The 22,675-nt window shown below is 73.8% G+C and carries 6 protein-coding genes; all 6 read right to left on the minus strand.

The genetic code is table 11. From position 1 onward, the window contains the following. Positions 1–41: 41 nt before the first annotated feature. The gene (locus AB0J40_RS41165; protein WP_364464935.1) at positions 42–620 is read right to left on the minus strand and encodes a hypothetical protein; all 579 of its coding nucleotides are present in this window, start codon (positions 618–620) and stop codon (positions 42–44) included. Positions 621–750: 130 nt separating this feature from the next. Continuing rightward, complete coding sequence (locus AB0J40_RS41170; protein ID WP_364464937.1) at positions 751–1,578, minus strand: ABC transporter permease; 828 nt, start codon at positions 1,576–1,578, stop codon at positions 751–753. Further along, positions 1,575–2,501, minus strand: coding sequence for an ATP-binding cassette domain-containing protein (locus AB0J40_RS41175; protein ID WP_364464939.1), 927 nt, complete (start codon positions 2,499–2,501; stop codon positions 1,575–1,577). Before AB0J40_RS41175 ends, AB0J40_RS41170 begins: the two co-directional genes overlap by 4 nt. Before the next feature lie 102 nt (positions 2,502–2,603). Next, on the minus strand, positions 2,604–12,839 hold the full coding sequence (locus tag AB0J40_RS41180) for a type I polyketide synthase (protein ID WP_364464941.1): 10,236 nt from the start codon (positions 12,837–12,839) through the stop codon (positions 2,604–2,606). A gap of 14 nt (positions 12,840–12,853) precedes the next feature. Further along, entirely contained in the window at positions 12,854–17,548 is a 4,695-nt protein-coding gene (locus tag AB0J40_RS41185) for a type I polyketide synthase (RefSeq protein WP_364464943.1), read from the minus strand. After that, positions 17,545–22,671 (minus strand): type I polyketide synthase, encoded by a 5,127-nt coding sequence (locus tag AB0J40_RS41190; RefSeq protein ID WP_364464945.1) that lies wholly within the window; start codon positions 22,669–22,671, stop codon positions 17,545–17,547. The genes AB0J40_RS41185 and AB0J40_RS41190 overlap by 4 nt, the downstream gene beginning before the upstream one ends. Positions 22,672–22,675: the final 4 nt, after the last annotated feature.

Raw genomic sequence — 22,675 nt, forward strand, 5'->3', positions numbered from 1 at the left:
CCCGGTCCACCGCCACCAGCGGGGACCGGGCCTCGTGCTTTTCAGCTGCGGTAAAGGGAGACGACCGGCGAGCCGCACACGGCGGGCTCGCCGTACCAGCCGCCCCAGCGGCTGTCGAGCGCCAGTTCGGCCAGCTCGGCCATGAGGTCCAGCTCCGACGGCCACACATAGCGCAGCGGCACCCGGGCGTCGGCCAGGAACAGCGTCTGGCGCGCGCAGTCGTGCCCGGTCACCAGCGGGTGCCCGGCCCAGCGGGCCGGGTCGGGGTGGTAGCCCTGCACGACGAGGGCACCGCCGGGGCGCAGCAGCGCCGCCAGCCGGCGGACCACGCGCACCTGCTCCCGCTGCACGAGCAGCCGGGAAAGGGCGTCCGAACCGGTGTAGACGACGTCGAACCGCCCGCCGGGCGGGCTGTCGAAGGACGCTTCCGCGACGGCGTACCCCAGCTCCGCGAGCTGGTCCGCCACCGGGCCCGCGCTCAGGACGAGCACGCGCGCGCGGTGGGCCACCCGGTCGGCGACCTCGGCGAGGAACGCCGCCGCGCCCGCCGGGTCGGCGGCCAGCGGGGCGGACCACGCGTCGAGGCTCACGGCCGGGTTCTCGGCGATGCGGATCGGCATCGGGCCCCCTCACTTCACGGACTGGTCTGATGCTCTCTACGCAGAGTGCCCGACCCACCTAAAGTCGACCTTGCGCACGCGAGAGGCGGCCCGTGCCCGGGAGCACGAGCCGCCTCGGTGCCGACGGGGTTCAGCCGCGGGCGCGCTGGTGGAACTTCCGGATCGCGAGGTACGCGGCGCCGGCGGTGATGGCGAACCACCAGGCCACGGCCAGCCAGCCGGTCGAGCCCAGGTCCGTGCCGTTCACCAGGCCGCGGACGGCGTCGATCAGCACCGTCACCGGCTGGTTGTCGACGACGGCCCGCAGCACCGACGGCATCGACGCCGTGGGCACCAGCGCGCTGGTGGCGTAGGGGACGAACACGAGGATCATGCCCAGGCCGCCCGCGCCCTCGACGGTCTTGGCGATCGACCCCAGCAGCGTGGCGAGCCAGAACACGCCGGAGGCGAAGAGCACGAGCAGGCCGATCGCGCCGAGCCAGCCGAGCACGCCGGCCGTGGGGCGGAAACCGACGGCCAGGCCGACGGCGACCATCACCACGAGCGAGATCATGCTGCGCAGCACGCCGGAGACGACGTGGCCCACGAGCACGGCCGGGCCGGCCATCGGCATCGAGCGGAACCGCTCCACCAGGCCCTGCGTGAGGTCGGCGGCGACGCCGACCACGGTCGACGTCGCGTTGAAGCCGATGCTGATGACCACCAAGCCGGGCACCAGGTAGTCGATGTAGGCCATGCCCGGCAGGTTGATCGCGCCGCCGAACATGAAGCGGAACAGCAGCAGGAGCACGACCGGCAGCGACACCGCCTGGATCAGCATCTCCGCGTTGCGGGCGATGTGCTTGACGTTGCGCCCGATCAGGACACGGCAGTCGGACAGCGCCAGCGCGAACGACGAACGGCTCGGGGTGTCGGAGAGCGGCATCCCCTCGACCTCCCTGGACAGAGTCTGGGTCATCGCTTCTCTCCCGCGGTTCCGGTAAGGGTGTGGAAAACGTCGTCCAGGGTCGGCTCGGAGAGCGCCAGCCCGGTGGTCTCGAGGCCGGCGTCGGCGACCTGGTTGAGCACCCGCCGGACCTGGGCGGGCTGGTCGATCGCGACGCTGACCGTCTCGTCGGTCAGCACGCCGCCGGTGACGCCGTGCGCGCTCGCCGCCTCGGCGGCGGTGGCGAAGGTGAGCTTCAGCCGCTCGGTCCCCACCTTGCGCTTCAGCTCGGCCGCCGTGCCCTCGGCGACGACGCGGCCCTTGTCGATCACCGCGATCCGGTCGGCGAGCTGGTCGGCCTCCTCGAGGTACTGCGTGGTGAGCAGGATCGTGGTGCCGCCGTCGAGCAGCTCGCGGATCGCGTCCCACATCGCCGAGCGGCTGCGCGGGTCGAGGCCGGTGGTCGGCTCGTCGAGGAACAGCACGGGCGGCGAGGTGATCAGGCTGATCGCCAGGTCGAGCCGGCGGCGCATGCCGCCGGAGTAGGTCTTGACCGGGCGGTCGGCGGCTTCGGTCAGGTCGAACTGCGTGAGCAGCTCGGTGGCCCTGGCTTTCGCCGCGGGCGTGGCCAGGTGGAACAGCCTCGCCATCATCTCCAGGTTCTCGCGGCCGGTGAGCAGTTCGTCGACCGCGGTGTTCTGGCCGGTGAGGCCGATCTGCTCGCGCACCTTCCGCTTGGGGCCGGCGAGGTCGTGGCCGTTGATCGTCACGGTTCCGCCGTCGGCCTCCAGCAGGGTGCTGAGGATCCGCACCGTCGTGGTCTTGCCGGCGCCGTTCGGGCCGAGCAGCGCGAACATCGTGCCGCGCCGCACGCTCAGGTCGACGCTTTCCAGGACGTCCACGTCGCCATAGGACTTGCGCAGCCCCCGTGCTTCGATCGCGTAGCCGGTGACCATGGGTTACCTCTCCTCGTTCGGGTCAAGATCGTGGTGGAGCACGGGAAACTCTCCCGACCAGTGGGCCACAGCCGCGCCGGGCCGGGCAATAGCGGCCGACCCCTAGTCGTCGTCACCACCACCGATCGCCATGCTGATCAACGCGTCGGTGTCGAGGTCGTCGATCGTGGCCTCTTCGACGGCTTCGGGCTCCACGGTTTCCTCGGGCAGGCGGACGCCGGCCAGCTCCAGCAGGCCGTCCAGGAGCCCGGCGGCCCGCAGCTTCTCCAGCGGGATGGCCGCCAGCGCGTCGCGAACCCCTTGTTCGGTAACGGTTTCCTCGACGACCTCGACCTCGGCCGGGGCCAGTTCGCCGACCAGGTGCTCGGCGAGCACCCGCGGGGTCGGGTAGTCGAAGATCAGGCTCACCGGCAGCTTGAGCCCGGTGACGAGGCTGAGCTTGTTGCGGAACCCGGTGGCGGACAGGGAATCGAAGCCGACCTCGTTGAACGAGCGGTCCGGTTCCACCGCCTCCGGCCCGGCGTGGCCCAGCAGCGTCGCCGCGTGGGTGCGCACCAGGGTCAGCACGGTCGGGACGCGCTTGGCCACCGGCAGCCCGGCGAGCTTCTTGGCGAGGGACTCGGTGTCCTCGGCCGCGTCCTGCGCCGCCCGGCGGCCGGGGGTGCCGGCCAGGCCGCGCAGGACCGCGGGCAGGTCGTCGTCGCCCGACGCCGCCAGCACGCGGGTGTCCAGCGCGATCGGCACCAGCAGCGCTTCGGTGCCACCGGCCGCCGAGTCCAGCAGCGCCAGTCCGTCCTCAGTGGACAGTGCGGTGATGCCGGTTTCGCCGATGCGGTGGGCGTCGGCGTCTTCCAGCGCCTCGCCCATGCCGCCGGCCCAGAGGCCCCACGCCAGCGACGTGCCGGCGAGGCCGTCGGCCCTGCGCTTGGCCGCCAGTGCGTCGAGGAACGCGTTCGCGGCGGCGTAGCTGCCCTGCCCCGGAGCGCCGAGGACGCCCGCGGCCGAGGAGAACAGCACGAACGCCGTGAGGTCGAGGTCGCGGGTCAGCTCGTCGAGGACCGAAGCCGCGTCGGCCTTCGGCCGCAGCACCGTGTCCAGGCGGTCCGGGGTCAGCGACGTCAGGACGCCGTCGTCGAGGACGCCGGCCGCGTGCACCACGGCCCGCAGCGGTGCCTCCGCCGGGATCCCGGCCAGCAGCGCCGACACGGCGTCGCGGTCGGCGACGTCGCAGGCGGCGATGGTGACCTCGGCGTCGAGGGCGGCCAGCTCGGCCGCCCCGGGTGCGTCGGCACCCCGGCGGCTGACCAGGAGCAGGTTCCGCACGCCGTGCTCGGCGACCAGGTGCCGCGCCACGGCCGAGCCCAGCGCACCGGTCGCGCCGGTGACGAGGACCGTGCCGTCCGCGTCCCACACGGGAGCCGCGACCGCGTCGGCCGCCTTGGCCAGCCGCGGCACCAGCACCGCACCCGCCCGCAGGGCCACCTGAGGCTCGTCGGAGGCCGCGACCGCGGCGAGCGTCCGGCCCGCCGGGGTCCCCGCGCCGAGGTCGACGAGGGTGAGCCGGCCCGGGTGCTCGGCCTGCGCCGAGCGGACCAGGCCGGCCACCGCGGCGCCGACCGGGTCGGGGTTCTCGTCCGCTTCGGCCGCCACCGCGCCGCGGGTCACCACGATCAGCGACTCCCCCGGTCCGGCCAGCCAGGACTGCAGCAGGCCGAGCACGCGGTGCAGTTCGGCGTGCAGGTCGTCGCCGGCCACCGGGAGCACGGCCGGGCCGGCCGCGTCGGCCGTGGCGCCCAGCGCTTCGGTGAGCCCGAAGGCGTCGGTGCCCAGCACGGCCCAGTCGGTGACCTCGGCGACCGCGTCGAGCTCGGTGGGTTCCCACGCAACCCGGAACAGCGAGTCCCCGCCGCCCGTCGGAGCCGCCTGCGGAACCGCGGACATCGGGCGCAGCAGCAGGGATTCCACCGACGCGACCGGGGCTCCGGCCCCGTCGGCGACGTCCAGCGCGACCGCGCCGGTGCCCGCCGGGCGGACGTGGACCCGCAGGGTCGTCGCGCCGACGGCGTGCAGCCGCACGCCTTCCCACGCGAACGGCAGCGCGGGTTCGCTGCCCGCCGCGCCGGAGACGCCGATGGTGTGCAGTGCCGCGTCGAGCACGGCCGGGTGGACGCCGTACCGGTCCACATCGGACACCGAAGCCGGGAGCCGGATCTCGGCGAACGCCTCGCCGTCGCGCTTCCAGGCCGCGACGAGCCCGCGGAACGCCGGACCGTAGGCCAGCCCGTCGGCCGCCAGCTCCTCGTACGTGCCGTCCAGGTTCACCTGCTCGGCGCCGGCGGGCGGCCAGGCCGTCAGGTCGAAGTCCGCCTTGGGGGCCGTCTTGGCCAGCTTGCCGGTGGCGTGCCGCGTCCACGCGCCGCTCGCGCCCTCGGGTCGCGAGTGGACGCTGAACGCGCGGCTGCCGTCGGCGCCGGGAGCCTCGAGGGCGAACTGGACGCGGACGCCCGTCCGCTCCGGGACGACCAGCGGGTACTCCAGGGTCAGCTCGTCCAGGCGCGGGCAGCCGGCCTCGTCGCCCGCGCGGATCGCCATCTCGACGAACCCGGTGCCGGGGAAGAGGATCGAGCCGCCGACGACGTGGTCGGCCAGCCACGGGTGGGTGCCCACGGAAAGCCGTCCGGAGAACAGCAGCCCGTCGGCGCCGGCCAGTTCGAGGGCCGACCCGAGCAGCGGGTGGTCTTCCTGGCTCGCCGAGCCGGTGGTGCTCTCGAGCCAGAAGCGCTGCCGCTGGAACGGGTAGGTCGGCACCGCGACCGGCCGGGCGCCGGTGGGCTCGTACACCGCGGCCCAGTCGACGTCGACGCCGCTGACGTGCAGCTGCGCGATGCCGGTCAGGGCGGCGACGGCTTCGTCGTTCTCCTTGTGCAGCAGGGACGCCAGTACCTCGGGTCGCTCGTCGAGGCAGCCCGCGGTCATCGCGGTGAGCGTCGTGTCCGGGCCCAGCTCCAGGAACCGGTTGACGCCCTCGGCCGCGGCGCGGGTGACCGCGTCGAGGAACCGGACGCCTTCGCGGACCTGCTGGACCCAGTACTCCGGCGACGTCAGGTCGGCCGACTCGGTGACCGTCGAGAGCACCGGGATCCGCGGCGACGCGTACGTCAGCTTCGAAGCGACCGCGCGGAACTCGTCGAGCATCGGCTCCATCAGCCGGGAGTGGAACGCGTGCGACACCTTCAGCTGCTTGGTGCGCTCGAACTTCGCGGCGACCTCGGCCACCGCGTCGGCGGCGCCCGAAATCACGACGGCGTTCGGGCCGTTGACGGCGGCGATGTCGACACTGTCGTCGCGCACCTGGTCCGGCGTCGCCTCGATCGCCACCATCGCGCCGCCTTCGGGAAGCGCCTGCATCAGCGCGCCCCGGGCGACGACCAGCTTCGCCGCGTCCGCCAGGGAGAGCACGCCCGCGCAGTGGGCCGCGGCGATCTCGCCGATCGAGTGGCCGATGAGGACGTCCGGCTTGACGCCCCACGACCGCACCAGGCGGAACAGCGCGACTTCGAGCGCGAACAGCGCGGGCTGGGTGTAGCGGGTCTCGTCCAGTTCCTCGGCCACCGAGCGGATCGGGCGGTCGAGGTGCCGGTCGAGTTCCGTGCAGACCTCGTCGTACGCGGCGGCGAACGCCGGGAACTGCTCGGCAAGCCGCGAACCCATTCCGACGCGCTGAGAACCCTGGCCGGCGAACAGGAACGCCGTACGTCCACCCGCGGTGGCGATGCCGCTGACGACCCCGCGCGCCTCCTCTTCGTCGACCAGCGCCGCGAGACCGCGCACGAACTGCGGCGACCGCTGACCGATGAGCACCGCGCGGCGGTCGAACGCGCCGCGGGTGGTGGCCAGCGAGAAGCCGATGTCGGCGAGGCTGCCGTCCGGGTCCTCGTCCACATAGGACATCAGCTGCTCGGCCTGTGCGCGCAGTGCCGCCGCGCCGCGACCGGAAACCGGCCAGGCGACGGGACCTTCGTAGTCGTGCCCGCCGGTGACCTCGCGGCGGTCGCCCTCCTCCAGGATCACGTGGGCGTTGGTGCCGCTGACGCCGAACGACGAGACGCCGGCCCGGCGGGTGTGCCCGTTGGGCAGCCACTTCACCGGCTCGACCAGCGGCCGGACCGCACCGGACGACCAGTCGATCTCACTCGACGGGCGGCCGACGTGCAGCGTCGCGGGCAGCTCGCCCTGGCGCATCGCCATCACCATCTTGATCACCCCGGCCGCGCCGGCCGCGGCCTGCGTGTGGCCGAGGTTCGACTTGACCGAGCCGATCCACAGGGGACGATCGGCGGAGGTCTCCTTGCCGTAGGTGGCCAGCAGTGCCTGGACCTCGATCGGGTCGCCCAGCTTGGTGCCGGTGCCGTGCGCCTCGACGGCGTCGACGTCGGCCGCGGTGATGCCGGCGTCGGCCAGCGCCGCCCGGATCACGCGCTGCTGGGCCGGGCCGTTGGGGGCGGTGAGCCCGTTGGACGTGCCGTCCTGGTTGACCGCGCTGCCCTTGAGCACGGCGAGCACCGGGTGGCCGAGGCGGCGGGCCTCGGACAGCCGCTCCAGCACCAGCACACCGACGCCTTCGGACCAGGTGGTGCCGTCGGCGTCGTCGGAGAACACCTTGCAGCGGCCGTCGGCGGCCAGCCCCTTCTGGCGGCTGAACTCGACGAACGTCTCCGGCGTCGCCATCACGGTGACGCCGCCGGCCAGGGCGAGGGAGCAGTCGCCGCCGCGCAGGGCCTGGGCCGCCATGTGCATCGCGACCAGCGAAGACGAGCACGCCGTGTCGACGCTGACCGCCGGGCCCTCCAGGCCGAGCGTGTAGGACACCCGGCCGGTGACGATCGAGCCGGCACTGTTCGCGCCCACGTAGTCGTGGTACTGGACACCCGCGTAGACGCCGGTCGGGCTGCCCTTGAGCGAGGTCGGGTCGATGCCCGCGCGCTCCAGGGCTTCCCAGCACGCCTCCAGCAGCAGCCGCTGCTGCGGGTCGATGGCCGGGGCTTCCTTCGGCGAGACCCCGAAGAAGGTGGCGTCGAAGTCGCCGGCGTCGTGGACGAACCCGCCGCGGGCGACGTAGGTGGTGCCGGGGCGGCGGCCGGTCGGGTCGAGCAGGCCGTCGACGTCCCAGCCGCGGTCGGCCGGGAAGTCGCCGATGGCGTCGCGGCCGCCGGCGACGAGGTCCCACAGCTGCTCGGGCGAGGTGACCCCGCCGGGCAGCCGGCAGGCCATGCCGACGATCGCGATGGGCTCGTCGGACGCCTTGGCCGGCGCCGTGGCGATCTCCGCCGCCCCGCCGGTCAGCTCGGTGAGCAGGTGCGTGGCCAGCGCGGACGGCGTCGGGTGGTCGAAGATCAGTGTCGCCGGCAGCCGCTGGCCGGTGGCCGCGGTGAGGCCGTTGCGCAGCTCGATCGCGGTGAGCGAGTCGAAGCCGAGCGACTGGAACTGCGCGGCCGGCTCGATCTCGTGCCCGCCGCCGTAGCCGAGGACGGTGGCCGCGTGCCCGCGGACCAGGTCCAGCACGGCGTCGGCCCGGTCGGCTTCCGGCAGGGCGCGGACGCGGGCGGCGAAGGAGTCCTCGGCGGCCGCGGCCGCACTCGCCGCGACGCGCCGGGTGGGCCGTCCGGTCAGCTCCTCCAGGGTCTTCGGGATCCGGTCCAGCTTCCGCAACGCCGGGAGGTCGAGCTTGACCGGCACGACGGCGGCCTGGCGTGAAGCCAGCGCGCGGTCGAACAGGTCGAGAGCGTCCGATGTGGACAATGGCACGATGCCGCCCGAAGCCAGGCGCGCGACCTCGGCCTCGGTCAGGGTGCCGCCCATGCCGCCGATCTCGCCCCACAGGCCCCAGTCCAGGGACAGCGCGGGCAGGCCGTGGGCCACGCGGTGGGCGGCGAGGCCGTCGAGGAACGCGTTCGCGGCGGCGTACCCGCCCTGGCCCGGCGCGCCGAGCACGCCGGAGACCGACGAGAACAGCACGAACGCCGAGAGCGCGGTGTCGCGAGTCAGCTCGTGCAGGTTGAGCGCGCCGTCGACCTTGGGCCGCAGCACGGTGTCGAGGCGCTCGGGCGTGAGCGCCGTGACCACGCCGTCGTCGAGGACGCCGGCGGCGTGCACCACCGACGTGAGCGGGTGCTCGGCGGGAATCCCGGCCAGCACCTCGGCCAGCGCGGCGCGGTCGGCGACGTCGCAGTGCGCGATGTCGACGTGCACGCCCAGCTCGGCGCCCAAGCTCTCCAGCGCGGGCGTGCTGCGGCGGCTGACCAGCAGGAACCGCCGGACGTCGTGCTTTTCGGCGAGGTGCCGGACGAGCGCACCGCCGATCGCACCGGACGCGCCGGTGACCAGCACGGTGCCGCCGGGGTGGAAGTACGCCGGTTCGGCGGCCGCCGCGGTGCGCACCAGCCGCGGCACGAGGACCGCGCCGAAGCGGACGGCGGCCTGCGTCTCGCCGGTGGCGAGGACCTGCGGCAGAACCTCGGCCGCGGTGCTTTCGGCGTCGAGGTCCAGGAGCAAGAACGTGTCCGGGTTCTCCTCCTGTGCCGAGCGCACGAGACCCCAGGCCGCGGCCGCGGCGAGGTCCGTGACGCCTCCGGCGGCCGCGACGGCGCCCCGGCTGACGACGACCAGGCGCGCGTCCTCCGGGTGGTCGGTGGCGAGCCAGTTCTGGAGCGCGCCGAGCACGCGGTGGGTCAGGTCGTGGGCGTCGGTGCCCGTGCACTCGAAGACCTCGACCGCCGACACGTCCACAGTGGACTCGGCCGGGATGCGCTGCCACTCGACCCGGTAGAGCGGGGCCTCCGCCGCGACCGGCGCCGTGAACGCGCGGAACACGGTCTCGGCCACGGTGGCGACCGGCGCCCCGGTGGAGTCGGCGAGCGCGACCGCGAAGCCGTCCTCGGTGGTCGGCGTGAACTTCACCCGCAGCGCGGAAGCGCCGGTGGCGTGCAGTTCGACGCCCGTCCAGCAGAACGGGACCCGGCCGACGCCGCCGTCGCCGCCGCCCGCGACGCGCAGGGCGTGCGTGCAGGCGTCGAGCGCCGCCGGGTGCAGGCCGAAGCGCTCCGCGTCGCTGTCCTCGGGCAAGGCGACCTCGGCGAAGACCTCGCGGCCGCGGCTCCAGACCGCGCGCAGCGAGCGGAAGAGCGGGCCGTAGGTGAGGCCGGTGCCGGCGAAGTCGTCGTACAGGCCGTCGATGGCGACGGGCTCGGCGCCGGCCGGCGGCCACTCGGTCAGTTCGGTGCCGCGGTGCGCCTGCGGGGCGACGGTGCCGTCGGCGTGCGCCGTCCACGGGTCGTCACTGTCCTCGAGCCGCGAGTGGACGCTGACGGCGCGGACGCCGTTCTCCCCCGCCGCCCCGACCGTGACCTGCACCTGGACGCCGCTGCGGTCCGGGACGACCAGCGGGCTGCCGAGCGTCAGTTCCTCGATGCGGCCGCAGCCGACCTGGTCACCGGCGCGGATGGCCAGCTCCAGGAACGCCGTGCCGGGCACGGTCGCGACGTCGCCGAGGCGGTGTTCGTCGAGCCACGCGTGGGTTTCCAGGGACAGGCGGCCGGTGAGCACGACGCCGTCGGTGTCGGCGAGCGCGACGGCCGCGCCGAGCAGCGGGTGCCCGGCGGAGGTGAGACCGGCGGCGGAGACCTCGTCGCGGTTGGCGCGGGCGTCGATCCAGTAGCGCTTGCGCTGGAAGGCGTACGTCGGCAGGTCGACGCGCCGGGCACCGCGGCCTTCGAACACCGCGGCCCAGTCGGGGTTCACGCCGCTGACGTACAGCTCGGCCAGCGCGGTGAGCGCGGTGGCGGGCTCGGGACGGTCCTTGCGCAGCACCGGCACGACGACCACGTCGAAGCTCTGGCGAGCCAACGCCGACAGCACGCCGTCCGGGCCGACCTCGACGAACCGCGAGACGCCCTGGGCGCTCAGCGCGGTGAGGCCGTCATGGAACCGGACGGCCGCGCGGACGTGCGAGACCCAGTACTCCGGCGTGGCGACCTCGGGTCCGGCGATCGTGCCGGACACGTTCGAAATCAGGGGGATCTCTGGCTGGGCGAAGGTGAGCGTGCCGGCGATCGCGGCGAACTCGGCCAGCATCGGCTCCATCAGCGGCGAGTGGAACGCGTGCGAGACCTTCAGCTGCTTGGTGCGCTCGAACTTCGCCGCCACCTCGGCGACGGCGTCGGCCGCGCCCGAGATCACGACGGCGTCCGGGCCGTTGATGGCGGCGATGCTGACGCCGTCGGTCAGGTGCTGCGCGACGTCGTCCTCGGTGGCCTGGATCGCGACCATCGCGCCGCCGGCCGGCAGCGCCTGCATCAGCTTGGCGCGGGCAGCGACCAGTTTCGCCGCATCGGCCAAGGACAGCACCCCGGCGACGTGCGCCGCGGCCAGTTCGCCGACCGAGTGACCGAGCAGGAAGTCGGGCTTGATGCCCCACGAGGACAGCAGCCGGAACAGCGCGACCTCGATCGCGAACAGGGCGGGCTGGGTGTAGCCGGTCTGGTTGATCAGGCGCGGCTTGTCGAAGACGACCGTCTTCAGTGGACGGTCGAGGTGCTGGTCCAGCTCCGCGCAGACCTCGTCCAGCGCGGCGGCGAACACCGGGAACGCGGCGGCCAGCTCGGCCCCCATGCCGGAGCGTTGCGCGCCCTGGCCGGAGAACAGGAACGCGGTCTGCCCTTCGACCAGCTCGCCGGCTTCCACGGTTCCAAGACCCGCCTTGCCGTCGAACACCACCGCACGGTGGCTCAGCGGCGAGCGTGACGTCGCCAACGAGAACCCGATGTCGAGCGCCGAAGCGTCCACATCGGACAGTCGCGCTGCCTGGGCCTTCAGCGCGGCGGCGCCGTGGCCGGACAGCGGCCACGGGACCGGCACTTCGGCGGGCCAGCTCGGCGTGGTCTCCTCGACCTCGACGGCCGGTGCCTCTTCGACGATCACGTGCGCGTTGGTCCCGCTGACGCCGAACGACGAGACACCCGCGCGGCGCGGCTTCTCCCCCGCCGGCCACGGGCGCTCCTCCGTCAGCAGCGAGACGTTCCCGGCGGTCCAGTCGACCTCGGTGCTCGGCTCGGTGACGTGCAGGGTCTTCGGCAGCACGCCGTTGCGCAGGGCCTGCACCATCTTGATCACGCCGCCGACGCCGGCCGCGCCCTGGGCGTGGCCGATGTTCGACTTGATCGAGCCGAGCCACAGCGGGCGGTCGCGGTCCTGGCCGTAGGTGGCGAGCAGGGCCTGCGCCTCGATCGGGTCGCCGAGCGTGGTGCCGGTGCCGTGGCCCTCGACGGCGTCCACATCGGACGCCGAGAGCTGCGCGTTCGCCAGTGCCTGGCGGATGACGCGCTGCTGGGACGGGCCGTTGGGCGCGGTGAGGCCGTTGGACGCGCCGTCGGAGTTGACCGCGGTGCCGCGCACGACGGCGAGGACCGGGTGGCCGTTGCGGCGGGCGTCGGACAGCCGCTCCAGCAGGAGCGTGCCCGCGCCCTCGGCCCAGCCGGTGCCGTCGGCGCTGTCGGAGAACGGCTTGCAGCGGCCGTCGGCGGCCAGGCCGCGCTGGCGGCTGAACGCGACGAACGGGCCGGGTCGCGACATCACCATCACGCCGCCGGCCAGTGCCAGGGCGCAGTCGCGCTGGCGCAGCGCCTGCACGGCGAGGTGCAGCGCGACCAGCGACGACGAGCAGGCCGTGTCGATCGTGATGGCCGGGCCCTCCAGGCCGAGGGCGTAGGCGATCCGGCCGGAGATGACCGAGCCGGCGTTGCCGGTGCTCAGGTAGTCCTGGACCTCACCGGCGAGCACCGCCTGCGGCAGCTCGTCGTAGTAGTCCTGGTCGCCGCTGCCGAGGAAGACGCCGACCTGCTGCTTGGCCAGCGAGTGCGGCGCGATGCCGGCGCGTTCGAAGGTCTCCCAGGCCAGTTCCAGCGTGAGCCGCTGCTGCGGGTCCATGGCCAGCGCCTCGCGCGGCGAGATGCCGAAGAAGGGCGCGTCGAACTGGGCGACGTCGTGGAGGAAGCCGCCCTCGCTCACGTAGCTCGTGCCGGGGCTGTCGGGGTCGGCGTCGAACATCGTGTCCAGGCCCCAGCCGCGGTCGGTCGGGAACGGCCCGATCGCGTCCCGGCCCCGCGCCACCAGCTCCCAGAGGTCTTCGGGAGAGCGGACGTCGCCCGGGTACCGGCAGCCCATCGCGACGATGGCGATCGGCTCGGCGTCGGCGGCCTCGACTTCGCGCAGCCGCTCCCGCGTCTCCTGCAGGGTGGCGGTCACCCGCTTCAGGTAGTCGACCAGCTTGCTTTCGTCAGTCATCGTGGGGATACCTCTCAGGCGCCGAGCTCGTTGTCGATGAGGGCGAACAGCTCATCCGTGGTCGCGGTTTCCAGCACTTCGGTGGTCTTCGTGCCGGACAGGGTCTTGTGCAGGGTGGTCACCATCGCCTGCAGCCGGGCGACGATCCGGGACCGGTCGATCTCGGCGGCGTCCAATGTGGACGCGATGCCTTCCAGCCGGTCCAGCTCGACCTCGAGCGGGACCGCGGCCTCGCCGCCGCCGAGCCGGGTCCACAGGTGCTCGGCGAGCGCCTGCGGGTTGACGTGGTCGAAGGCGACGGTCGCCGGCAGCTTCAGGCCGGTGGCCGCGCCGAGCCGGTTGCGGAGGTCGACCGCGGTGACGGAGTCGAAGCCCAGTTCCTTGAAGGCGCGGGCGGGATCGACCGCCGAGCCGCCGTCGTAGCCGGCGACCACGGCGACTTCACCGCGGACCAGCTCCAGCAGCGTCCGCTGCTGTTCGGCCGGCGTGAGCGAGGCCAGCTTCGCCGCCAGGTCGCCGGTGGCCGCCGGGGTTTCCGCCTTGTCCTCGGCGACCTCGGGCAGCGCGCGCAGCAGCGGCCGCGGGCGGGCGAGCTGGTACACCGGGGCGAACGCGGCCCAGTCGATGTCGGCGACGACCAGGTGGGTCTCGTCGTGGTCGAGGGCCTGGCCCAGTGCTTCGACGGCGAGTTCCGGTGCCATCTCGGCCAGGCCCATGCGGTGCAGCAGGTCGCTCGCCTCGGCGTCGACCATGCCACCGCCGCCCCAGGAACCCCAGGCGATCGCCGTCGCCTTCCGGCCGGCCGCGCGGCGGCGGCGGGCGAGCGCGTCGAGGTAGGCGTTGCCCGCGGCGTAGGCGGGCTGGCCGGAGGTGCCCCACACCGCGGCCCCGGAGGACATCAGCACGAAGGCGTCCAGCTCGGTGTCGCCGAGCAGCTCATCGAGCAGCGCGGCGCCGGTGACCTTGGCCCGGGTGGCCGCGGCGAACTCGGCGGGCGTGACCTCGGCCAGCGGCGACTCGGCGGTGAGCACACCGGCCGCGTGCACGACCGCGGTCGGCGGGTGCTCGGCCAGCAGCGCCCGCACCTGCTGCTTGTCGGAAACGTCGCAGGCCACGACCGTGGCACCCAGTTCGTCGACCAGCTCCCGGGCGCCTTCGGCGTCGAGGCCGCGACGGCTGGTGAGCACGATCTTTTCCGCCCCGCGGCCGGCCAGCCAGCGGGCGACGTGCGCGCCGACCGCGCCCGTGCCGCCGGTGACCAGGACGGTCCCCCGCGGTTGCCACTGTTCGGCGGCGCCGGTCAGCGGGGCGTGGACCATGCGCCGGGCGAACACGCCGGACGGCCGGACCGCGACCTGGTCCTCACCGTCCACACCGGACACGACCGCGGCGAGGCGGGCGGCGTCGGCGGGGCCGTCGACGTCGACCAGGCCACCCCAGGTGGCCGGCTGGTCGAGCGCGGCGACCGTGCCGAGGCCCCAGACCGCCGCGGCGGCCGGGTCGGCGTCGGAGAAGGCGTCCACGGCGACCGCGCCGCGGGTGACGACCCACACCGGGGCGTCGTTGTCGCGCAGGACCTGCAGCAGCGCGATGGTGGCGGCGACCGCGGTGCTGAGCGCGGGGTGCTCCGGGTGTTCGCGGGTGTCGAGGGCCAGCAGCGACAGCACGCCGTCGAACGGCCGCAACGCCGTCGCTTCGGTGAGCGCCTCGGCCAGTTCGCCGTGCTCGGCGATCACGCGGACGACATCGCCCTGCTCGGCGAGTGCGTCGGCCAGTTCGGCCGCCTCGGGGACGCCGGCCGGGACGACGACCAGCCAGGTGCCGGCCAGGCCGCCCGTGACGGTCACCGGCGCCCAGGACACGCGGTAGCGCCAGGACTCCACAGTGGACAGCTCGGTGCGGCGGCCGTGCCAGACGGCGAGCGCCGGGACGATTTCACCCAGCGGAGCGGCCTCGACGCCGAGCCGGGCGGCGAGGGCGGCAACGTCGCCGGTGGTGACGTCGTGCCAGAAGTCTTGGTCGGCCTGTGGGACGGGTGCCGGGGTGGCTTCCTCTTCGAGCCAGAAGCGCTGGTGCTGGAACGGGTAGGTCGGCAGGTCGGTGATCCGGCCGCCGGGCACCAGTGACGCCCAGTCGGCCGCGCCGCCGCGGACCGAGTGCTCGGCCAGCGACGTCGCGAACCGGGTCAGGCCGCCTTCGTCGCGGCGGAGGGTGCCGGTGACGGATCCGCTGTGCCCGCCCTCGTCGAGGGTTTCCTGGATGCTCATCGCGAGCACCGGGTGCGGGCTGACCTCGATGAACCGGGTGTAGCCCGCCTCGGCGAGCTTCGCGACGACCGGGGCGAACCGGACCGTGGTGCGCAGGTTGGTGAACCAGTACCGAGCGTCCATGGTGGCCCCGGGCTCCTCGGTCACCGTGGAGGTCATCGCGACACTCCCGGCGCCCGGGGTGATCGGGCCGAGGTCGGCCAGCAGGCGGTCGGCGAGGTGCTCGACGTGCGCGGAGTGCGACGCGTAGTCGACCGGTACGCGCTTGGCCCGGAAGCCTTCCTTCAGCAGCCGGTCGCGCAGTTCGTCGAGGGCGTCGCCGTCGCCGGACAGCACGGCCGAGGTGGCGCCGTTGTCGGCGGCCAGCGAGATGCGGCCGTCCCAGGCGTCGAGGCGGGTCAGCAGTTCGGCGGCGGGCAGGGCGGCGGCGAGCATGCCACCGCCGCGGCCGCCGAGGACGTCGCCGATCGCCTTGCTCCGCAGGGCGACCACCCGAGCACCGTCCTGAAGAGACAGTGCGCCCGAGACGCTGGCGGCGGCGATCTCGCCCTGCGAGTGGCCGATCACCATGTCCGGCTCGACGCCGTGCGCGCGCCACAGCGCGGCCAGCGAGACCATCACGGCCCACAGCATCGGCTGGACGACGTCGACCCGGTCGGCGGGCGGGGTGCCCGGCTCGCCGTGCAGGACGTCGATGACCGACCAGCCGGTGAACTCGTGCAGCGCGGCGTCGCACTCGGCCATCCGGGCGGCGAACGCCGGCGACTGCGTGAGCAGCTCGGTCGCCATGCCGGTCCACTGCGCGCCCTGGCCGGGGAAGACGAACACGGTCTTGCCGCGGACGTCCGCGGTGCCGGTGACGACGTCGGGGCGCGAGCCGCCCGCGGCCAACGTCTCCAAGGCCTGCTTCGGGTCGGCCGACAGCACCACCGCGCGGTGGTCGAGCTGTGCGCGGCCGGTGGCGAGGGTGTGGGCGACGTCGACGAGGTTGCCGTCCACGTGGGACGCGAGCTGCCCGGCGGCCTCGGCGAGCGCGGCCGGGGTCTTCGCCGACAGGACCAGCGGGTGGACCGCGGGCAGCGGCGGCTCGACGGCGTCGGTCTCGGGTGCCTGCTCCAGAATGACGTGCGCGTTGGTGCCGCTGACGCCGAACGACGACACCGCGGCCCGGCGCGGGCGGCCGACCTCGGGCCAGTCGCGCGGCTCGGTGAGCAACTCGACCGCGCCCGCCGTCCAGTCGACGTGCGTCGAAGGCGTGCCGACGTGCAGGGTGCGCGGCGCCTTGCCGTGCCGCAGCGCCTGCACCATCTTGATCACGCCGGCGACCCCGGCCGCGGCCTGCGGGTGGCCCATGTTGGACTTGATCGAGCCGAGCAGCAGCGGTTCGCCCGTGGTGCGCTGCCCGTAGGTCTCCATCAGCGACTGCGCTTCGATCGGGTCGCCGAGCGCGGTGCCGGTGCCGTGCGCCTCGACGACGTCCACATCGGACCGCGACAGCCCGGCGTCGGCCAGCGCGGCCTCGATCACCCGGACCTGCGAGGGGCCGTTGGGTGCGGAGAAGCCGTTGCTGGCGCCGTCCTGGTTGATCGCGGAACCGCGCAGGAGGGCGAGAACCCGGTGGCCGTTGCGGCGCGCGTCGGAGAGCTTCTCCAGCACGAGGACGCCGACGCCCTCGGCCCACGACGTCCCGTCGGCGTCGTCCGAAAAGGACTTGCTGCGGCCGTCGGCCGAGAGACCGCGGCGGCCGCTGAAGTCGACGAACATCTCGGGGGTGCCCATGACGGCGACCCCGCCGGCGAGCGCGAGGGTGCAGTCGCCGTCGCGGAGACCTTGGGCGGCCATGTGCAACGCGACCAGCGACGACGAGCACGCCGTGTCGACCGAGACGGACGGGCCTTCGAGGCCGAGGGTGTAGGAGACCTGACCGGAGACGAGGCTGCCGTCGGGGCTGCCGCCGCTGTAGTCGTGGTACATCACGCCGGCGTAGACACCGGTCGGGCTGCCCTTGAGCGAGTGCGGGTCGAGCCCGGCGCGTTCGAACGCCTCCCAGGAGGCCTCCAGGAGGATCCGCTGCTGCGGGTCGGACCGGCGGGCGTCCCGCGGGCTGATGCCGAAGAACTCGGCGTCGAAACCCGGGGCGTCGTAGAGGAAACCGCCGTGGCGCGTGTAGGTCTTGCCGGGCCGGTCGGGCGTGGGGTCGTAGATGCCCTCGAGGTCCCACCCGCGGTCGGCGGGGAACTCGCCGATGACGTCCCGGCCCTGGTCGACCAGGTCCCACAGGTCGTCCGGCGTCCGGACGCCCCCGGGGTAGCGGCAGCTCATGCCGATGATGGCGATGGGTTCGGTGTGGCGGCTCTCCAGCTCCTGCACCCGGCGGCGCGCCGCCTGCAGGTCCGCCGTCGCGCGCTTCAGGTAGTCGCGGAGCTTGTCTTCGTTGCTCATGAGATCCCCAGTTCTTCATCGAGCACGGCGAAGAGCTCGTCGTCGGTGGCTTCGTCCAGGTCGGCGGACTCGGTGCTGGTCGTGTTCGCCTCGGTCCACTTGCGCAGCAACGCGTCCAGCCGGGCCGTGACCTTCGCCGTCGAGCCGTTCAGTGAGCCCGCGGCCGCCAGGAGCGTCTCCAGGCGGTCGATCTCGGCCAGCAGGGAGTCCGCCGCGCCGCGGGCCGGGCCCAGCAGGGCGTGCAGCCGTTTGGCCAGCGCCGCCGGGGTCGGGTGGTCGAACACGATCGTCGCCGTCAGCTTCAGGCCGGTCAGTGCGCCCAGCTGGTTGCGCAGCTCCACCGACGTCAGCGAGTCGAAGCCCATCTCCTGGAACGCGCGCTCCGGCTCGACGAACCCGAGGCCCAGCACGGCTTTGACCTGCCCGGACACGACTTCGAGGAGGTACGCCTCGCGCTCGGGCTCCGGCAGCGCGGCCAGCCGGGCCGCGACCGCGCCGTCGGTCTTCGCCGCCGCGCGGCGCGGCGCCTGGCGGACCATGCCGCGCAGGACCGGCGGGAGCGAATCCGCGCGGGACCGCAGGGCCGCGAGGTCCAGTTTCACCGGCGCGAGGACGGCGTCGTCGGCGACGAGGCACGCGTCGAGCAGCGCGAGGGCGTCCGCGGTCGCCATCGGCGGGGTGCCGAGGCGGCGGAGGCGGCGGAAGTCGGCTTCGGTCAGCTCGCCGGCCATGCCGCCGTCGTCGGCCCACGCGCCCCAATCGAGGGAGGTCGCCGGGAGGCCGTGGGCCTGGCGGTGCCGGGCCAGTTCGTCGAGGAAGGCGTTGGCCGCGGCGTACCCGGCCTGCCCGGCGGCCAGCACGGTGCTCGCGGCGGAGGAGAACAGGATGAACGCGTCGAGGCCTTCGGTCAGCTCGTGGAGGTGCCAGGCGCCGTCGACCTTCGGGGCGAAGACGCGCTCGAGTTCCTCGTCGGTGAGGTTCTCGACGCGGCCGGCCGACGGGACGCCGGCGGCGTGCACCACCGCGGTCAGCGGAACGCCTTTGACCAGCTTGGCCACCGACGCGCGGTCGGTGACGTCGCAGCTCGCGATGGTGACCTCGGCGCCGAGTCGCGTCAGCTCGTCGTGCAGCTCGGCTGCCCCAGGCGCGTCGGCGCCGCGACGGCTGGAGAGCAGCAGGTGGCGGATACCGTGGTTCGTCACCAGGTGCTTGGCCACGACTGCGCCGAGACCGCCCGTGCCGCCGGTGATCAGGACCGTACCGTCGGGGTTCCAGCCCAGCTCGCCGGACGGTGTCGCCGCGACCAGCCTGGGGACGTAGGCCTTTCCGTCGCGAACGGCCACCTCGGGTTCGCCGGTCGCCAGCGCGGTTTCGACGTCGTCGCCGTCGATGAGCACGAACCGGCCCGGGTTCTCGGCCTCGGCCGCGCGGACGAGTCCCCACACCGCCGCGAGAGCCGGGTCGACGTCCTCGCCGTCGACCGAGACCGCGCCACTGGTGACGACGGCCAGGCGGTCGTCGGCGGCCCGGATGGCCGCGAGCACCTGGCGCGTGGCCGCGCGGGCCCGTTCCGGCACTGTGCCGTCCACACTGGACACTTCCAGGACGGTCGCTGTGGTTTCTTCCCGGCCGGTAGCGGGTTCCCAGGCGATGCGGAAGAGTGAACTCGGGGCCAGCTTGTCGAGGGAGATCGGCCGCGCCGCCAGGGAATCGACGGTCAGCACCGGGAGCCCGGTGGTGTCGGCGATCCGCAGCGTGATGGTGTCCGGGCCGGTCGGCGACACGTGGACGCGGACCGCGCCGGTTCCGGCGGCGTGCCAGGTCGTGCCGCTGAACGCGAACGGCAGCATCGGCTTCGCGTCGCCGTCCTCGGGCGCGGGGCCGAGCAGCTGGGCGTGCATCGCGGCGTCGAACAGCGCCGGGTGCAGGCCGTAGTCACGGGCGTCTTCCGAGACCTCGACCTCCGCGTAGACGTCGTCACCGCGCCGCCACATCGCACGCAGGCCCTGGAAGGCCGGGCCGTAGTCGTAGCCCAGGTCCGCGAGCTGCGCGTACGGGTCTCCCAGGCGAACCTCGGTGGCTCCGGCGGGCGGCCATTCGGTGAGGTCGAACGCCGGCGTGGCCGCCTCGGTCGTGATGAATCCTTCGGCATGGCGGGTCCACGCGTCGTCGCCGTCGGGTCGCGAGTGGACGGTCAGCCGACGGCGTCCGTCCTCTTCGGATTCGAGGGTGACCTGGAGTGCCGCACCCGTGGTGAGGGCGAGCGGGGCGTGCAGCGTCAGCTCGTCGAGCCCGGCGTAGCCGATCTCGTCGGCGGCGGCGCGGGCCAGCTCGACGAACGCCGTGCCGGGGACCAGGACCGTGCCGAGCACGACGTGGTCGGCCAGCCACGGCACGGTGTCCGTCGACAGGCGGCCGGTGAGGACGATCGTGTCGGTCTCCGGAACCCGGACGACGGCGCTGAGCATCGGGTGGGTGGCGGCCTGCTGGCCGTGGTCGCCGGCGTCGCCGGTCACGGTGGTGGCGGGCAGCCAGTAGCGGGTGCGGCGGAAGGCGTAGGTCGGCACCTCGACGCGTCGCGCGCCGGGGTAGAACGCCGGCCAGTCCACGGTAATCCCGCGAGCGTGCAGGGCCGCGACCGCGGTGACGACGGCTTGGGCTTCGTCGCGGTCCGGACGCACCGCCGGGATGAACGCGAGCGTGTCGTCGTCCAGCGCGGTGCTCGCGGCCGCCGTCAGGACCGGGGCCGGGCCGATCTCGACGAAGGTCCGGACGCCGTCCTCGGCGAGGGCGCGGACGCCGTCGTCGAACCGGACGGTCGCGCGGACCTGCTCGACCCAGTACTCCGGCGAGGTCAGGTCGGCGCCCGCGTCCACAGTGGACATGATGGGGATTTCGGGCTTCGCGTAGGTGAGCTTCTTCGCCACGGCCGCGAACTCGGCGAGCATCGGCTCCATCAGCGGCGAGTGGAAGGCGTGCGAGACACGCAGCTTCTTGGCGCGCTCGAAGTGCGCGGCGACGGCGGCGACGGCGTCCTCGGTACCGGAGACGACCAGTGATGCCGGGCCGTTGATCGCGGCGATGCTCACGTCCGGCGTCAGCAGCGGCGTCACCTCGGCCTCGCCGGCCGGGATGGCGACCATCGCCCCGCCCGCGGGCAGGGCCTGCATGAGCCGGGCGCGGGCGGCGACGAGCATGCAGGCGTCGTCGAGCGAGAGGACGCCGGCGACGTGCGCCGCGGCCAGCTCGCCGATCGAGTGGCCCAGCAGGTGGTCGGGTGTCAGGCCCCACGACTCGAGGAGCCGGTACAGCGCGACCTCGAAGGCGAACAGCGCGGGTTGCGTGTTTCCGGTCTGCGCCAGGGCATCGGCGTCGTCCAGGACGGCGCGGTCGAGGCCGAGCCGGGTGCACGCGGCGTCGAGGGTTTCGGCGAACACCGGGTACTTCGCCAGCGCGCGGCCCATCCCGGCGCGCTGGGCGCCCTGGCCGGTGAAGAGGAAGGCCGTGCGGCCGGTGCCGCGGCGGTCACGGACGAGGTTCGGCGCGTCCTCGTTGTTCGCGAGTGCTTGCACGCCGGCCCGCAGCTCCGCGAGCCCGGTGCCGACGACGACGGCACGGTGGTCCAGCGCCGAGCGGGTCGTGGCCAGCGAAAACCCGAGGTCGGTCGGGTTCCCGTCGTGGTCCAGGAGCCGCTGCGCCTGCGCAGCGACGGCGTCCGCTGCGTCCGCCGAGACCGGCCACGCGACCACGGGAACCTGAACGGCGGGCTCTTCGGGGGCGGGCTCGGCCTGTTCGACGATGACGTGGGCGTTGGTGCCGCTGATGCCGAACGACGACACCGCACCGCGGCGGGGCCGGTCGGTTTCGGGCCAGTCGCGGGCCTCGGTGAGCAGCTCGACGGCCCCGGCCGACCAGTCGACGTGCGGCGACGGCGTGTCGACGTGCAGGGTCTTCGGCAGCACGCCGTGCCGGATGGCCTGCACGACCTTGATCACACCGCCGACCCCGGCCGCGGCCTGGGTGTGCCCGATGTTGGACTTGAGCGAGCCGAGCCACAGCGGCTCTTCCCGGTTCTGCCCGTAGGTCGCGAGCAGGGCCTGCGCTTCGATCGGGTCGCCGAGCTTCGTGCCGGTGCCGTGGCCTTCGACCAGGTCGACGTCCGTTGTGGACAGTCCGGCGGTGGCGAGGGCCTGGCGGATCACCCGCTGCTGCGCGGGTCCATTGGGGACGGTGAGACCGCTGGAGGCACCGTCGGAGTTGACCGCGCTGCCGCGCACGACCGCGAGCACGTTGTGCCCCAGGCGCTGGGCGTCGGACAGGCGTTCGACGACGAGGACGCCGACGCCTTCGCCCCAGCCCGTGCCGTCGGCACCGGCCGCGAAGGCCTTGCAGCGGCCGTCGTCGGACAGGCCGCGCTGCTCGGTGAAGTAGACGAAGGTCTCGGGCGTCGCCATGACCGTGACGCCGCCGACGAGGGCCAGCGAGCAGTCGCCGCGGCGCAGCGCCTGCGCGGCCCAGTGCAGGGCGACGAGCGAGGACGAGCACGCGGTGTCGACGCTGACGGCCGGGCCTTCCAGCCCGAGCGCGTAGGCGACCCGGCCGGAGACGACACTGCCGGCGGCCGCGTGGCCGAGGTAGTCGTGGTACATGACACCGGCGAAAACCCCGGTGCTGCTGCCCCGCAGGGTCTCGGGCACGATGCCGGCGCGCTCGAGCGCGGTCCACGACGTCTGCAGCAGGAGCCGCTGCTGGGCGTCCATGGAGAGCGCTTCGCGGGGCGAGATCCCGAAGAACTCCGGGTCGAACTCCGCGGCGTCGTAGAGGAAGCCGCCTTCGCGGGTGTTGGTGGTGCCGGGCTTCTCCCCCGCCGGGTCGTAGAGCCGGTCGAGCGGCCAGCCGCGGTCGGCCGGGAAGGCGCCGATGCCGTCGGTCCCGGTGCGGACGAGCTCCCAGAGGTCCTCGGGGCTCTCGACGCCACCGGGATAGCGGCAGTCCATGCCGACGATCGCGATGGGCTCGGTGTCACGCCGCCGGACCTCCTGCAGGGCACCCTTGGCCTCGCGCAGGTCGGCGGTGGCGCGCTTGAGGTAGTCGAGCAGTTTCCGCTCGTTTTCGGCGCTCACGCCA

Origin of the sequence: Amycolatopsis sp. NPDC049691 (genome assembly GCF_040675005.1) — a bacterium.
Taxonomy (GTDB): Bacteria; Actinomycetota; Actinomycetes; order Mycobacteriales; family Pseudonocardiaceae; genus Amycolatopsis.